The following is a 14,914-nucleotide window of genomic DNA, read 5'->3' as shown; positions in this document are numbered from 1 at the left end:
TCAGCTCCCTGCCGACAAGGCCAAATAGACGTCGAGCTGTTCGGTGAACTCGGTCAGGTCGGTGCCGAGCAGTTCGCTCGCGCGCCCGATCCGGTACCGCAAGGTGTTGACGTGGACGTGCAGTGCCCGCGCGGCCCGCGTCGGCGAGCCGGAGCATTCGAGGTAGACGCGCAGGGTGTGCACCAGATCGGTGCCCTGTTCGGCGTCGTAGCTCAGCAGCGGTCCCAGTACCCGCCGCCGCAACGCCGCCCGCAGGTCGTCGGGTGCGCCCGCCAGCAGCAGCCGGTGCATGCCGATCTCCCCGCCAGGGACGACCTCGATCGTGCCGGGCCGTTCCGCCGCGACGGCCAGCGCGTAGCGCGCGACCTCTTTCGCGCCCCGCAGTACGGAAACGGGGGAGCGGTCGCTGACGCCGATCAGCACCCGGCGGCACGGCAACAAGGACTCCACGCCGGTCAGGGTGTGGGTCACCGTGGCGGGCCAGTCCTCCGGCCATTCGCCGTCGTCCTCGGCCAGTGCCCAGGTGGTTTCCCCGGCGGGGCCGACGAGCGCTCCCGGCGGCAGGAGTTCGGTCAGGATGCCGCGTGCCGCTTCGGATCCTTCGGTGCGCGCGACGACGACCCGCAGATCACCGCGCAGCCCGGTCGCGGTCAGCGCCGCATGTGGATCGCTTCCCTCGTCGAGTGCGGCGAGCAACGGTTCGAGCACCCTGTCGGTGACGGCGCGGACCTCGTCCGCCCGTGTGCGCGCGAGCCCGATCAGCCCGGCGAGTTCCTCGGCGATCTCCGCCTGGGCGGCGGTCAGCCTGCCGCCGATCGCGAGCAGCCACGGCAACGCGTGCCTGCCGCCGACAGGACGGAGGGAGACGTCGTCGGCTTCCAGGGAACGCCCGCCCGCGGCGACGAACCGGCGCACGAGATCCGACGGGGTGCCGACGGGTACCACCCAGCAGGGGAGGCCGATCTCGCCGCGCGCCCGCTCCAGGAGGGCCTCGACCGACGAGTCTTCCGTCGCCGCTGAAAGCAAACGTTTGCGAGCGCCTTCCGCGGCCGCGGCCAACGCCAGCACGACGCGTTCGGTGACGACCGAGAACGACAGGTCCGCCGGCACCTCCAGCAACGGGATCCCATGGCGCGTACAGGCTTCGACGAGGTCTTCGGGAATCCCGTCGGAGTCGGCTCCGGACGCCGCCAGGGCCGCCGCCCCGGCCTTCGCGAGCGCCGCCACGAACGCTTCCGAATCACCCGGGCCGCGCCACCACAGCAACCCGCTCAGGACGAGCTCGCCCGCCGACACGTAGCGCCCGGGATCGGACAGTTCCGTGACGTAGATCCGGGACACCGGACGGTCGAGCAAAGCCGTCCCGGCGCGTACGCGCAAGCGCAGCCCGGGGAGCGCGAGCAGAGTTTTCACGGTCGTCATCAGGTTTGTAGGAAAGCACAAAACGGCCCGGCCGGGCAGGGGAGATTTCATGCTTCGGCACCGTTGCCGCCATACGGGCACAGGGCGTCTACTGAGTCAGCCGTCACACATCGCCGCCGAACCGAGGAGCCCGAGAGTGGATTTCCTGCGCCCCAGCTCGCTGACCGAGGCGCTCGCCGTCAAGGCCGAGCGGCCCGACGCGGTGCCCATCGCGGGCGGCACGGACGTCATGGTGGAGCTCAACTTCGACCACCGCCGCCCGGACGCGCTGCTCGATCTCAACCGGGTCACCGAACTCGCCGAATGGACGGAGACCGACGGCAGGATCCGCCTAGGCGCCTCGGTGCCCTACGTCCGGGTGATCGCTGAGCTGGGTGAAGTTCTGCCCGCGCTGGCCATGGCCTCGCGCACCGTCGGCTCACCGCAGATCCGCAACCGGGGCACCGTCGGCGGCAACCTCGGCGCCGCCTCGCCCGCCGGGGACACGCATCCCGTCCTGCTCGTGCTCGGCGCCGAGGTCGAGGCCGCGTCCGTCCGCGGCACGCGGCTGATCCCGGCCGAGGAGTTCTACCTCGGCGTCAAACGCAACGCCCTCGAACCCGACGAGCTGATCACCGCGGTGCACCTGCCCGCCGAGGTCGGTCCGCAGCAGTTCGCCAAGGTCGGGACGCGCAACGCGATGGTCATCGCGGTCTGTTCGTTCGCGCTGGCGCTGCATCTGGACACCCGCGAGATCCGCGCGGCCGTCGGTTCGGCGGCGCCGACCCCGCGCCGCGCGACCGCGGCCGAAGAGTTCCTCGGCGACGAACTTCCCTGGGCCACCAAGGCTTCGATCACGGATTCCGTCAAACGCCGGTTCGGCGAGCTGGTGTCGGAGGCGGCGTCGCCGATCGACGACGTCCGCGGCAGCGCCGACTACCGCAAGCACGCGCTGTCCGTCCTGGCGCGGCGAACGCTGACCTGGGCGTGGAACGACTTCCAGAAGGGTGAACGCGAGTGCGCGTGAACGTGACGATCAACGGCGAGTCCCGCCAGGCCGACGACGTCTGGGAGGGTGAAAGCCTGCTGTACGTCCTCCGCGAGCGGCTCGGGCTCCCGGGCTCGAAGAACGCCTGTGAACAGGGCGAATGCGGTTCCTGCACGGTGTATCTCGACGACGTCCCGGTGTGTTCGTGCCTGGTCGCGGCCGGTCAGGTCGAAGGCCGCGAGGTCCGCACGGTCGAAGGGCTGGCCGAAGGCGACAAGCTGGATCGCGTCCAGCAGTCCTTTGTGGACGCCGGTGCCGTCCAATGTGGCTTCTGCACGCCCGGCCTCGTGGTCGCCGCGCACGATCTGCTGAACCGCGTCGAAAATCCCGCGGACGAGGAGATTCGCGAGGCGCTGGCGGGGAACCTCTGCAGGTGTACCGGATACGAGAAGATCCTCGACGCCGTCCGGCTGGCCGCGACCAGGGGAGAGACCACGTGAAGACCGTCATCGAGAACGCCGCGATCGCCACGGTCGACGGAGCGGGCACCGAGTACGCCTCGGGCCACGTCGTCATCGAGAACGACCGGATCGCGGCGGTCGGCGCGGGGAAGGCGCCCGACGGCGAATACGACGAACGCGTCGACGGCTCCGGTTTCCTGGTCACGCCCGGTCTGATCAACACCCACCACCACCTCTACCAGTGGGCCACGCGCGGCCTCGCCGCCGACCACACGCTCTTCGAGTGGCTGGTCGCGCTGTACCCGATCTGGGGCAGGCTCGACGCCGAGATCACCCACGCGGCGGCCACGGCCGGGCTGACGAGGCTCGCGACCACCGGGTGCACCACGGTCGCCGACCACCACTACGTCTTCCCGCGTGATGGCGGCGACCAGGTCGAAGCCCTCGCCGCCGCCCGGATCCGGGTCGGCGTCCGGCTGCACGTCGTGCGCGGCTCGATGGACCGGGGCGAGTCCCAGGGCGGGCTCCCGCCGGACAATCTCGTCGAGGAGACCGAGGCCGCGCTGCTCGGCACCGAGGCCGCGATCGAGCGTTTTCACGACGCCTCCGCCGGCGCGCATCTGCAGATCGCGGCCGGTCCGTGTTCGCCGTTCTCGGTGAGCGAGCGGCTGATGACCGGCGCGGCGGAATTGGCGCGCCGCAAGGGCGTCCGGCTCCACACGCACCTCGCCGAGACGGTCGACGAGGAGAAGCAGTGCCTCGCCGAAGTCGGCTGCACCCCGGCCGAGTACGCCGACAAACTCGGCTGGCTCGCCGACGACGTCTGGCTCGCGCACTCGATCCACCTCGCCCCGGACGCGATCCGGCGGATGGGCGCCACGGGTACCGGCGCGGCGCACTGCCCGACGTCCAACGGGCGTATCGGCGCCGGGATCGCCCCGGTCCGGCAGCTGCTCGACGCCGGGGTGCCGGTCGGGCTCGGCGTCGACGGCGCCGCGTCCAACGAATCCGGTGGCCTCGGCGAGGAACTGCACCAGTCGCTGCTCCAGGCCCGCCAGCGCGGCGGACCCCGTGCGCTGACCACACGCGAGGCGTTGTGGATGGGCACGATGGGCGGCGCGCGCTGCCTCGGCCGTCAGAAGGACCTGGGTTCGATCGAGGTGGGCAAGCTCGCCGACCTCGCGGTCTGGAACCTGAACGGCCTGAACTACTCCGGGATCACCGATCCGGTCGCCGCCTTGGTGCTCGGCACGACGCCGCCGGTCGAGCGGCTGTACGTCGGCGGCGCGACCGTCGTCGAGGGCGGAACGCTGCGCGAGGAATCCGAAGACGAGATCGCCCGTGAGCTGGCCGTGGCCAGTGCGCGGCTGAGGGAGACGGTATGACCACCACTGAAGTCTCCAAGCAGACCACCGGAAACGGGGTGGGGACGAGCCCGCAGCGGCCCGACGGCACGGTCAAGGTGCGCGGCGAATTCGCCTACTCCTCCGATCTGTGGCACGAGGACATGCTGTGGGGCGCGACGCTGCGCAGCCCGCACCCGTACGCGCGGATCACCGGGATCGACATCACCGAAGCCCTTGCCGTGCAAGGGGTCTACGCGGTGCTGACCCACGAAGACGTGCCCGGGGTGAACAAGTACGGCCTGGAGCACTCCGACCAGCCGGTGCTCGCCGTCGACGTCGTCCGCTACCAGGGTGAGCCCGTCGCGCTCGTCGCCGCGGACCACCCCGAGACCGCGCGCCGGGCGATGAAGCGGATCAAGGTCTCCTACGAGGTCCTCGAACCGGTGACGGATTCCGAGAAGGCCGCCGCCGGCGAGGGAGCCGAGCTGCACCCCGGCGGGAACGTCGTGCGGTACGCGAAGATCCGGCACGGCGACCAGTCGGTGAAGGCCGACGTCGTGGTGTCCGGCGTCTACGAGGTCGGCATGCAGGACCAGGCCTTCCTCGGCCCCGAATCCGGTATGGCGATCCCGGACACCGAAGGCGGTGTCGACCTTTACGTGGCCACGCAATGGCTTCACGTCGACCAGCAGCAGATCGTCGCCGCGCTGGGGCTGCCCAAGGACAAGGTGCGGCTGACGCTGGGCGGGGTCGGTGGCGCGTTCGGCGGCCGCGAGGACCTCTCGATCCAGGTCCACGCGTGTTTGCTGGCGCTGCACACCGGCAAGCCGGTCAAGATGGTCTACAACCGCGAGGAATCCTTCTACGGTCACGTGCACCGCCACCCGGCGAAGATGTACTACGAGCACGGGGCCGACAAGGACGGGCGCCTCGTCTACGTCCGGGCTAAGCTGTACCTGGACGGCGGCGCGTACGCCTCGTCCACCGGCGCGGTGGTCGCGAACGCCGCCACCCTCGGCGTCGGACCGTACAATGTGGACAGTGCGTCGGTCGACTGCTGGGGCGTGTACACCAACAACCCGCCCTGTGGTGCGATGCGTGGCTTCGGCGCGGTGCAGGCGGGCTTCGCCTACGAGTCCCAAATGGACAAGCTCGCCGAAGCCTGCGGCCTCGACCCGGTCGACATCCGGATCCGCAACGCGATGGCCGAAGGCAGTGTCATGCCGACGGGTCAGGTGGTCGACTCGGCCGCCCCGGTCGCCGAGCTGCTGGAACGCCTGCGCGCCAAGCCGTTGCCGGTCGCGCACGAGGAGCTCGATCTTCGCCGCATGCCCGGCGGCGTCTCCAACACCACGCACGGCGAAGGCGTCGTCCGCGGTGTCGGCTACGCGGTCGGCATCAAGAACATCTGTTTCTCCGAGGGCTTCGACGACTACTCGACCGCCCGCGTGCGGCTGCAACTCGTCGGCGGCGAACCCGCGGCGACCGTGCACACCGCCGCCTGTGAAGTCGGGCAGGGCCTGGTCACGATCATGCAGCAGATCGTGCGGACCGAACTCGGCATCGACCAGGTGACGATCCTGCCGATGGACACGAACATCGGCAACGGCGGTTCGACGTCGGCCTCCCGGCAGAGTTACGTCACCGGTGGCGCCGTCCAGGCGGCGTGCGTCGCGGTGCGATCCGGGCTGCACAAGCATCTGGCGGGCAAGCTCGCCGCGGATGGGAAGCTGAACGTCGTCGCGAACAAGGTCGTCGCCGCCGACGGCAGCGTGCTCGCGGACCTCGCCGACGTCCTCGGCGACGAGGTCTTCGACGAGACCGTGGAGTGGCGTCACCGGCCGACCGTGCCCATCGATCCCGAGACAGGGCAAGGGAACGCGCACGTCCAGTACGGCTTCGCGGCACATCGCGCGGTCGTGGACGTCGACACCGAACTCGGCCTGATCAAGGTCGTCGCGCTCGACTGCGCGCAGGACGTCGGCAAGGCGCTCAACCCGCAGGCGGTGCTCGGCCAGATCCAGGGCGGTTCCGCGCAGGGGCTCGGGCTCGCGGTGATGGAGGAGATCCAGACCGACGGCGGGAAGATCCGCAACCCGTCGTTCACCGACTACCTGATCCCGACCGTGCTGGACATGCCGCCGATGGACATCGACGTCCTGGAACGGCCCGACCCCAACGCGCCGTATGGTCTGCGCGGGGTCGGGGAACCGCCGACGATCTCGTCCACCCCGGCGATCGTCGCGGCCATCCGTGCGGCCACCGGGCTCGCGCTGCCCCGCGTCCCGGTGCGCCCGGAGCACCTCACCGGCACCTGATATCCGTACTTTTCCGAGCTAGGAGCACATCCGTGGGTACCCGTCTGTCCATTTCGGAGTCCGACGAGCAGAAATGGCTCGCCGAGGCCGTCCAGCTGGCCACCTCGAACGTCGAGCGCGGCGGCGGCCCGTTCGGCGCGATGATCGTCCGGGACGGTTCGGTGCTGGCCACCGGGACCAACCAGGTGACCCCGACGCTGGATCCGACGGCGCACGCCGAGGTGGTCGCGATCCGCGCGGCCTGCCAGGCGATCGGCGACCACAAACTCGACGGCTGCGTCCTCGTGACCTCCTGCGAGCCCTGCCCGCTCTGCCTTTCCGCCGCGCTCTGGGCGCGTGTCGGCAAGGTCGTCTACGCCGCGGACCGCCACGACGCGGCCGAGGCGGGCTTCGACGACCGCGAGTTCTACGACCTCTTTTCCCGCCCGCGCGAGACCTGGTCACTACCCGTCGGCCAACTGTCCCTTCCGGACTCTTTCGCGCCTTTCCAGGCCTGGTTGTCGAAACCCGACAAGAAGGCCTACTGAGAAACTCTTCCCGCCCCACAACGTTGTGGAGTAGGCATGACCCAATTAGGTACCGAGCGTCCCCACCTGCCCTCGCCCGAGCCGAGGCGGCTGTCCGGGCTGGACCGCTGGTTCAAGATCTCCCACCGCGGCAGCACGATCGGCCGCGAGGTGCGCGGCGGGATCACCACGTTCGTCGCGATGTGTTACATCGTGCTGCTCAACCCGCTCATCCTCGGCGCGTCGGCCGACATCACCGGCGCCCGGCTGAGCACCGAGGCGATCACGACCGCGACCGCGCTGGCGGCGGGGGTCACCACGATCCTGATGGGACTGGTCGGCAACGCGCCGCTGGCGCTCGCGGCCGGTCTCGGCGTCAACGGTGTCGTCGCCTTCCAGATGGCGCCGGCCATGACGTGGGCGCAGGCCTTCGGGCTCGTCGTCCTCGAAGGCTTCTGCATCGTGCTGATGGCCGTTTCCGGCATCCGGGAACGGATCATCAACGCGATCCCGATGGCGCTCAAGGTCGCGATCACCGTCGGCATCGGGCTCTACATCGCGCTGGTCGGCCTGGTCAGCGCGGGATTCGTGACCAGGACACCGGACTCCGCCCAGTCGACGGTGCCGGTGCGGATGGGGATCGCCGGCCACCTCGAAGGCTGGCCGATCGCGATCTTTTGCCTCGGGTTGCTGCTGATGATCGTGCTCGTGAGCCGCGGGGTGCCGGGCGCGGTGCTGATCAGCATCGCGGTCGCGACCGGGCTCGCGGTGCTGATCAACAGCGTGTTCCACGTCGAAGGCTGGGGGCTGGTCGAACCCAAGGTGCCTGACCAGGTCGTGGCGCATCCCGATTTCAGTCTGCTGGGCGACATCGACCTCTTCGGCGGGTTCGGGTCGGCGGGCGCGGTGACGGCGGCGGTGTTCCTGTTCACGCTGGTGCTGTCCGGCTTCTTCGACGCGATGGGCACGATCACGTCCGTCTCGGAGGAGGCGGGGCTGGTCAAGAACGGCAAGGTCGAGGGGATGGGCCGGATCCTGCTGGTCGACGGCGCAGGCGCGCTGGCGGGCGGCGTCACCGGATCGGCGCCGAACACCGTGTTCCTCGAATCGGCCGCAGGCGTCGGGGAAGGCGCGCGGACGGGGCTGGCGAGCATCGTCACCGGCGGGTTGTTCACCGCCACATTGTTCCTGACGCCGATCGCGGCCGTCGTCCCGGCGCAGGCCGCGGCGCCCGCGCTGGTGGTCATCGGCGGCATGATGATGGCGCAGTGCCGCCGGATCCCTTGGCAGGACCTGGATTTCGCGATCCCGGTGTTCCTGACCATCGCGCTGATCCCGTTCACCTACTCGATCACCAACGGGATCGGCGCCGGGCTGGTCGCCTACGTGCTGATCAAGATCTGCAAGGGCAAGATCCGCGAGATCGGCTGGATCCTCGGGATCCTGGCCGCGGTGTTCGGGGTGTACTTCGGGATCGAAGGGATCATGTCGTGGTTCTGATGTTCCTCAACGGCGGCGGGATGCGCGGCGGTCCGCTGCACGAACAGTTGCAGGGCGCGCCCTTGTGCTGCGTTGCCCGCTCCGCGCCCAAGTACCAGTACTTCTCCGTGGGCGACCGGTTCCCGGCGATGCACGAGGGCGGTTCCGCGTCCGTCGTGGGCGAGGTCTACGACCTGCCGCTCACGGTGCTGCGGGACCACCTCGTCCCGGCCGAACCACCGGAACTGGAGCTGGGCGTCGTCGAACTGGAGGACGGCGCCGCCTGCCTCGCCACCGTCCTCCGTTCGTCCTATGTGGACTCTCCAGAACTGACGGACATCTCCTCTGTGGGGGACTGGCGGGCGTATCTCGCGTCCCGTTAGCGACACACGCGTGATTGGAGGCGTAACTCGCGTGATTGAACGGCGAACACGTGAGTTACGCCGCTGATCACGCGAGTGTCGCCTTTATCAAGGGGTAAGGCAAAGGTGGCGGGTTGCGAAAGCCACTTTCGCGACACGGTCGCGAGCGAATCCCCGCGACCCGGCACCTCTGCGTCACTCCTCAATGATCACGCGAGTTCGGGGGAAGGTCAGAGCACGAAGACGAGGTCGCTCGCCGCAGCGTGGAACATCTCGGGCGAACCCGCGTAGAAGGCCCGCCAGGCGCCGGGTTTGCGGTGTTCGGCCGAAGCCGCGAAGGCCCAGGTGGTGCCGTTCCAGGTGGCGGTGACCGTCGCCGCCGTGGTCCAGCGGTAGGTGCTGAACGAGAAGTACTGGAGTTCGACCGGGATCGGGTTCGCGGTGTACCGGCCGGGGAATTCGATGGTGCCGGACGCGGTGACGGCCTTGGCCGCGTTCCGGCCCGCCGCGAAGGACGTGATCTCCGCCGGGTGGAGCACGACGATCTTCGCGGTGTCGGCGCCCGAGTTCGCGATCGACGGGTCGGCCGAGAAGAAGTCGGCGCGGTAGTGGCCGGTGCGGATCGGGGTCAGTGTCGCGCTGTACGCGCCGGCGGCGTCGGTGACCGGCTTGGCCTGGGCCTCGCCGCAGAAGCCGTTGAAGCAGAACGAGATGCCGACCTCGGCGCCCGCGATCGGAGTGGCGTCGGCCTTGATGAGCTTCCCGGAGATCGTGACGCTCTGCCCGGCGTCGATCCGCGTGCTGCCGGCGGTCGTGGTGAGGGTGGACGGCTGGACCTCGGCGGCGGTCGCGGGTACCGCGCCCGCGGTGAGCAGTGCGGCCGCGGCGATGGTGCCGATCACGAGCTTCCTGATGATCATGGGCTCCCCAAACGGATTCCGGTGTTGGCGACCGCTAGGTCGGCCGGAAGCCGTTGTCCGTTGCGGGTAAATCCCGGTGTTCAGAAGCCTGCCGTCGGTGCTTCACGCAGCGGGGAGCAATGTGCGCGCGAAGGCCACCGACGAGGCGCCCGCGACCTCGAGCGCTTCGGTGTTACGCAGCGAACGGCTCAACACGAACGCGCCTTCGAGGCTGTTCACCAAAGCGATCGTGAGGCGCCGCGCGGCTTCCGGTTCGAGGCCGTACTTGCTCAGCTTCTCGGCGCCCGTCTCGATCCACGCCGTGAAGACGTCGGCCGTCGCGATCCGCAGCTTCTCGTTGGTGCTGGCGACTTCCAGCGCGACCGTCGCGATAGGGCACGCGTCGGCGTAGTCGGTCGCCTTCAGGGTCTCGGCGGCGCTGGCGAAGCACGCCTCGATACCGTGGACGAGGTCCGGTTCGTCGGCGAAGAAGATCTCGAACAACGCGAGGTACATCATCCCCGAGGTGCGGATGACCTCCTCACCGAGCTGTTCCTTGCCGCCGGGGAAGAAGTGGTACAGCGAGCCGAACGGCGCTTTCGCGGCTTCGACGATCTGCTTCACCCCGGTGCCGGTGTACCCGTTGCGCCGGAGCAGCTCGGCGCCGGCGTTCACGATGCGTTCCCGCGTTCCAGTCACTTCGCCATGATAGAGCGTTCTATCTAACCCCTGAAACGTGAAAGATGCTCACTTCTATTGTGGACCGCGGTGGGAACTTGCCAGGATCGGCCGGTAGTCCAACGACGGATCACGAGGTCGCCATGCGCCGTACCGCCCGACTTGTCCTCGCCACCCTGGTGGCTGTCGTCTCTCTAGCGAGTTCGGTGACACCGGCGAACGCCGCGGAGACCCCGTCCTTCCGCAAGTACGTCGCTCTCGGCGACTCCTACACCGCGGGCCCGTTGATCCCGTGGCAGCAGGCGAGCTGGTGCTTCCGGTCGAACAACAACTATCCGGCCTGGCTCGCCACCAAGCTCGGGCTTTACTCCAAAGCGGGCGCCTTCACCGACGTCAGCTGCTCGTCGGCGGACACCACGAACATGACGAAGCCGCAGACGGTGCCCTCGCCGAGCCTGGCCCTCGCCAGCGCGCCGCCGCAGTTCGACGCGCTGACGCTGGACACCGACCTGGTGACCATCGGCATCGGCGGCAACGACTACGGCGTCTTCGGCAGCCTGGTCGGTACGTGTCCCGAACTGCGCGACAGCGATCCGACCGGCTCACCGTGCAAGGACCACTTCACGATCAACGGGACCGACACCCTGCTCGCCGCTCTCCGGAACACCGAGCGGAACCTCGAACGGGTGGTCAAGGGGGTCCGGGAGCGTTCGCCTGCCGCCACGATCGTGTTGGTCGGCTACCCGCGGATCGTGCCCCCGACGGGTTACTGCCCCAGCGTGGTCCCGTTCGCCGACGGTGACTACGCCTGGGCCGACGAGGTCGAGCGCGCGCTCAACAAGGCCGTGTCGACGGCCGCCCACAAACAGGGCGCCCGCTACGTCGACACCTATGGGCCGAGCCTCGGTCACGACGCCTGTTCGGGTGACGCGGCCTGGGTGAGCGGCAAGACCACCGACCTGTTCCGGGCGGTGGCCTATCACCCGTACGCGGCGGGCATGAAGGCCGAAGCCGACCTGATCTTCAAGGCGCTGGGCGGAACCACCGCGGTCTCCACGAAGGCCCCGGACGCGCGGAACGCGACCACCACGGACGAACTCCAGCGCAAGGCCACCGCGGCGGGACTTGTGCCTCGGTCCTAGCCGTCCCTCGATCCTTGGTTCACCTTCCGGCGCTACCTGCGGTCGATGTCCGCGTGGTGTGCCCGGCCCTAGCGTCGTGAGCCGTTGGGAATCCAAGGAAGAAGGGGGAAGAACATGAAGCGGCTCTTGGCAGCCGGGATGCTCCCGGTGATCGTGGGCGGGCTGCTCGCCGGAGCCACACCGGCTTCGGCGAGCGTCCCGGCCCACTACGCCGAGCAGAAGCTGGTTTGGCATCCCTGCGCCGAATCGGACCTGATCTCGTTGCCGCCGGGCACCGACATCAGCGGGCTCGAATGCTCGACGTTCCGCACTCCCCGGGACTGGGACCGGGCGGGGGAGCGGCAGGATCTGACCATCGCGGTCAGCAGGCTGAAGTCCACCGGGCCGTCGACGGCCTCGCTGCTCACCAACCCTGGTGGGCCGGGCGGCGCCGGCCGCTGGCAGCCGACGATGTTCCGCGGGCAGGAAAAACTGCGCGAGCACCAGGACATCATCGGCATCGACGTGCGCGGGACCGGCAAGAGCACCAACGTCACCTGCCGGGGAGCCGTCGACGGCATCCGGAAGCTGGATCCGCGCGACCGGGATCCGCGCAATCTGGACCAGATCCTGGCGAACGCCGAGTACGCGGCCAAGTCCTGTCAGAGCGCCGGCGGCGAACTCGGGCCGCTGATCACCACCTACCAGACGATCAGGGACTTCGACCTGCTCCGGGCCCTGCTCGGCCGGGAGAAGATCAACTGGGTCGGGTACTCGGGCGGCACCTGGCTGGGAGCGCACTACGCCCAGCAGTTCCCGCAGCGGACCGGGCGGTTCGTGCTGGACTCCTCGACGGAGTTCACCACGGACTGGCAGAAGACGTTCGACCGGCAGCCGGTCGGTTTCGAACGACGCTGGCGGCAGGACTTCCTGCCGTGGATGGCGCGGTACGACGCGAAGTACCACTTCGGCACCAACGGCGAAGAGGTCCGGCAGACCTACGAGCGGGTCCGTTATGCCTTGTCCCGCAACCCGATGGACGGGACCGGGCCGATGGAACTCGACACCGCCATCATCTACCTGCTCTACAAGAAGGCGACCTTCCCGGCGCTGGCCGATCTGCTGGTCAAGGTCCGGGACGCGATGGAGAACCAGCAGGCCAAGCCCGAGGCCAAGGCCGCTGTCGAGGCCGCGGGTGACCAGTCCGACGCGGCGGACGCCACCTTCTGGAACACCGTCTGTGGCGAAGGGCGTTTCACCGGCACCCGCGAGTCGCTGATCCGCGCTTCGCAGCGGAACCTCGACCGCGGTCTGCTCCTGGCGGGCGGCGGCACGTTGAACGCCTCGGTCTGCCTGTTCTGGGACAAGGAACCGCGTCCGCTGCCGAAACTGGACGGCAAAGGGGTCCCGCCGGTGCTGATCGTCCACTCCGAGCACGACCCGGCCACGGCGATCGAGGGCGCCCGGAAGGCGCACGCGGGGTTCGCGAACTCGCGCATGCTGACCGTGACCGGTGAGGGCGACCACGGGCTCTACGCGGACGGGAACCCCGCGGTGGACAAGATCGTGAACGCGTTCCTGGTCGACGGGGTCGTTCCCGCCGACCAGAGCGTCCCCGGTATGCCGCTGCCGGTGCCCTAGAAGGCGGCGAGGGTGTGCCAGGCCAGGCCTGCGTCCTCGGCGTCATCACGGAGGACGACACCCTCGATCAGGCCGTACGGACGGTCGGCGGCGTAGAAGACCTCGTTGTCGTTCTTCAGTCCGAACGGTGACAGATCCACCAGGAAGTGGTGCTTGTTCGGCAGCGAAAGCCGGACTTCGGCCACCTCTTCGCGTTCCTTGAGCACAGCCTCTCCCATCGCGTACAGCGTCTGCTGCAGGGAGAGGCTGTGCTTGTCCGCGAAGGTCTCCAGCAGGATCCGCCGCACTTCGGCGTGGCTCGTGGCCCAGTCGATCCCGTCGCCCTGGTAGCGCCAGCGCGCGGTCACGGCGGTGGCGAGGATCCGGTCGTTCGTCTCGGCCAGCGTCGTGTACTCGTCGCGCGGGAAGCCGTGGAACTCCGAGCCGGTCGACTTGAGCACCACGAGATCGTCCAAACCGGACACCACCCAGGCCTGGTCGCCCTGCACGGTCACGGCGGTCGTCCGCTTTTCGCTGCCCGCCTGGGAGAACGCGTGGTCGTGGCCGGAGATGCGGTTCCAGCCGTGTTCGTCGATCAGGATCCGGGCGCCGGTGATGTGCTCGAACGAGCCGACGAAATGGCGTCCGAGCCGCAGTGCGAAGTCCTCGATCTCGCCGACCGGGGCTTCCTTGGCGAAGGCGTAGACGGTGTTCTTCTGGGTGTCGGTCGCGACGACGTCGGCGTTGTCGCCGGTGAGGTGCGTTGCCGCGAGATCGCCGCGCAACGACGTCGAAACGGTGAGGTCCTTGAGGTGGTGCACGCTGCCTTCGCGCTGGACGGTGACGAGCCGGACTTCGGCCTTGCCGTACTGGTTGGGGCCCAGGGTGATGGCCACGGGCGATCAGCTCCCTCGATAGGTGGAATAGGCGAACGGGCTCAGCAGCAACGGCACGTGGTGGTGCTCGGTCCCGTCGGCGATGCGGAAGGTCAGGGTGACTTCGGGGAAGAAGGATCCCGGGCCGAGGTGGGCGCCGGTGTCGAAGACCAGCCGGTAGACCCCGGGTTCCAGGGTGTCCGGGCCGAGGTCGCGGATCCGGCCGTCGGCGTCGGTCCGCCCTTCGGCGACGGGGTCGCCCGCGCCGGTTTCGAGCCGGACCCCGACGCCGGCCGCCGGCCGTCCCGCGGCGGTGTCGAGGATGTGCGTGGTCACGAGGCTCATGCCGTCACCGCCTTCTCCAGCCGCAGCGCGGCGATCTCGGCCAGCTCTTGACCGGCCACTTCGAGTTCCTTTTCGGGGTCGTTCGAAAGCCTCGAACGCAGGTTTTCCAGCAGCTCGGCGCCGCTCCGGCCACTCGCGCAGACCAGGAAGACATGGCCGAACGTCGCTTCGTATTCGGCGTTGGCCGCGGCGAACTCGCGCGCCGCGTCACCGTCCACACCGGACTGTTCCGAGCGGGACCAGCCCGCTTCGGTGCTTTTCCCGTCCGCTTTCTCCCCGATCCGGGGATGGGCGGCCATGGCGCGCCGGATCTCTTCGGGACGCAACGGGGCGAGCGCCTCGGCTGTGGCGAGCAAAGCGGCGAGGTCGGCGTACGGGCGCCTGGCCAGCAGGGTTTCCACCCAGCGTGGGACGTCGAGGCAGGCGGTCAGCGCCGGCCGGACGTCCTGAGCGGGAGCCTCGTTGAACTCTCGAATGGTGAGTGGCACGGGAACCGACGGTACGGCGGCGCTTCC

General features: G+C 69.1%; 15 protein-coding genes. 9 read left to right on the top strand and 6 right to left on the bottom strand.

The features are described 5' to 3' along the window. Positions 1-1,422: a PucR family transcriptional regulator ligand-binding domain-containing protein gene (locus tag DMH01_RS00910; protein ID WP_125673223.1), complete on the bottom strand. Its 1,422-nt coding sequence runs from the start codon at positions 1,420-1,422 to the stop codon at positions 1-3. 136 nt (positions 1,423-1,558) lie between these two features. Between DMH01_RS00910 and DMH01_RS00905 the strand changes: the two genes are divergently transcribed. From DMH01_RS00905 to DMH01_RS00875, 7 genes are read left to right on the top strand one after another with little or no spacing between them, the layout of a single operon-like run. Then, entirely contained in the window at positions 1,559-2,428 is an 870-nt protein-coding gene (locus DMH01_RS00905; RefSeq protein WP_125673222.1) for a xanthine dehydrogenase family protein subunit M, read from the top strand. After that, positions 2,419-2,889: a (2Fe-2S)-binding protein gene (locus DMH01_RS00900; RefSeq protein WP_125673221.1), complete on the top strand. Its 471-nt coding sequence runs from the start codon at positions 2,419-2,421 to the stop codon at positions 2,887-2,889. The genes DMH01_RS00905 and DMH01_RS00900 overlap by 10 nt, the downstream gene beginning before the upstream one ends. Then, a complete protein-coding gene (locus DMH01_RS00895) occupies positions 2,886-4,235 on the top strand; it encodes an 8-oxoguanine deaminase (RefSeq protein WP_125673220.1) in 1,350 nt (449 codons plus the stop codon). The genes DMH01_RS00900 and DMH01_RS00895 overlap by 4 nt, the downstream gene beginning before the upstream one ends. Then, positions 4,232-6,514, top strand: coding sequence for a xanthine dehydrogenase subunit D (gene pucD / locus DMH01_RS00890; RefSeq protein ID WP_125673219.1), 2,283 nt, complete (start codon positions 4,232-4,234; stop codon positions 6,512-6,514). The genes DMH01_RS00895 and pucD overlap by 4 nt, the downstream gene beginning before the upstream one ends. 32 nt (positions 6,515-6,546) lie before the next feature. Next, on the top strand, positions 6,547-7,041 hold the full coding sequence (locus DMH01_RS00885) for a nucleoside deaminase (protein WP_125673218.1): 495 nt from the start codon (positions 6,547-6,549) through the stop codon (positions 7,039-7,041). Positions 7,042-7,077: 36 nt separating this feature from the next. After that, entirely contained in the window at positions 7,078-8,520 is a 1,443-nt protein-coding gene (locus DMH01_RS00880; protein ID WP_125673217.1) for an NCS2 family permease, read from the top strand. Further along, positions 8,511-8,882 (top strand): gamma-glutamylcyclotransferase, encoded by a 372-nt coding sequence (locus DMH01_RS00875; RefSeq protein WP_125673216.1) that lies wholly within the window; start codon positions 8,511-8,513, stop codon positions 8,880-8,882. Before DMH01_RS00880 ends, DMH01_RS00875 begins: the two co-directional genes overlap by 10 nt. Positions 8,883-9,091: 209 nt before the next feature. Here DMH01_RS00875 and DMH01_RS00870 read toward each other — a convergent pair whose 3' ends face one another. Further along, complete coding sequence (locus tag DMH01_RS00870; RefSeq protein WP_125673215.1) at positions 9,092-9,781, bottom strand: hypothetical protein; 690 nt, start codon at positions 9,779-9,781, stop codon at positions 9,092-9,094. 102 nt (positions 9,782-9,883) lie between these two features. Then, positions 9,884-10,435 carry a TetR/AcrR family transcriptional regulator gene (locus DMH01_RS00865; RefSeq protein ID WP_125674271.1) on the bottom strand — a complete coding sequence of 184 codons (552 nt, stop codon included), beginning with the start codon at positions 10,433-10,435 and terminating at the stop codon, positions 9,884-9,886. Between the two features lie 146 nt (positions 10,436-10,581). Here DMH01_RS00865 and DMH01_RS00860 point away from each other — a divergent pair, with 146 nt between their 5' ends. Further along, entirely contained in the window at positions 10,582-11,580 is a 999-nt protein-coding gene (locus tag DMH01_RS00860) for an SGNH/GDSL hydrolase family protein (protein WP_125673214.1), read from the top strand. Positions 11,581-11,694: 114 nt separating this feature from the next. Further along, positions 11,695-13,200 carry an alpha/beta hydrolase gene (locus DMH01_RS00855; protein WP_125673213.1) on the top strand — a complete coding sequence of 502 codons (1,506 nt, stop codon included), beginning with the start codon at positions 11,695-11,697 and terminating at the stop codon, positions 13,198-13,200. On the opposite strand, the gene pucL is transcribed toward DMH01_RS00855, so the two are convergent. The 3 genes from pucL to uraD are packed head-to-tail and all read right to left on the bottom strand — an operon-like array spanning position 13,197 to position 14,887. Continuing rightward, a complete protein-coding gene (gene pucL, locus DMH01_RS00850; protein WP_125673212.1) occupies positions 13,197-14,075 on the bottom strand; it encodes a factor-independent urate hydroxylase in 879 nt (292 codons plus the stop codon). The two genes, DMH01_RS00855 and pucL, sit on opposite strands and share 4 nt — an antisense overlap. Positions 14,076-14,081: 6 nt before the next feature. Continuing rightward, the gene (gene uraH, locus DMH01_RS00845) at positions 14,082-14,399 is read right to left on the bottom strand and encodes a hydroxyisourate hydrolase (protein ID WP_125673211.1); all 318 of its coding nucleotides are present in this window, start codon (positions 14,397-14,399) and stop codon (positions 14,082-14,084) included. Further along, entirely contained in the window at positions 14,396-14,887 is a 492-nt protein-coding gene (gene uraD, locus DMH01_RS00840; protein WP_125673210.1) for a 2-oxo-4-hydroxy-4-carboxy-5-ureidoimidazoline decarboxylase, read from the bottom strand. The genes uraH and uraD overlap by 4 nt, the downstream gene beginning before the upstream one ends. Between the last annotated feature and the right edge of the window lie 27 nt (positions 14,888-14,914).

Origin of the sequence: Amycolatopsis sp. WAC 04182 (genome assembly GCF_003947465.1) — a bacterium.
Classification (GTDB): domain Bacteria; phylum Actinomycetota; class Actinomycetes; order Mycobacteriales; family Pseudonocardiaceae; genus Amycolatopsis.
The sequence above is the reverse complement of the archived record's forward strand: the minus strand, read 5'-3'. Positions and strand labels throughout refer to the sequence as shown.